At 65.6% G+C, this 253-nt stretch carries 1 protein-coding gene; it reads right to left on the minus strand.

Annotation, left to right across the window (positions count from 1 at the left end; all coding sequences use genetic code 11):
* Nucleotides 1-41: 41 nt before the first annotated feature.
* Nucleotides 42-253: hypothetical protein (locus FN960_RS24930; RefSeq protein ID WP_143850842.1), on the minus strand; the 212-nt coding region annotated here is incomplete at its 5' end.

Genomic DNA, 253 nt, shown 5'->3' on the forward strand with positions numbered 1-253 from the left:
TAGACCGGGGGCGGGCCCGCGATCAACCTGTGCGGCCGGTCTCAGGCAGCGGCCTTGCGTTGGCGCAAGCCGCGCACCAGGCGCAGGCCGTTGAAGACCACGATCAGGCTGGCCCCCATGTCGGCAAACACCGCCATCCACAGCGAACTCATGCCCGCCAGTGCCAGCGCCAGGAACACCGCCTTGATGCCCAGCGCAATGCTGATGTTCTGCAAAAGCACCGTGTGGGCCTTGCGGCTCAGCCGAATGAAAT

The sequence above is a fragment of the Alkalicoccobacillus porphyridii genome, assembly GCF_007293315.1.
Classification (GTDB): domain Bacteria; phylum Bacillota; class Bacilli; order Bacillales; family Bacillaceae_D; genus Alkalicoccobacillus; species Alkalicoccobacillus porphyridii.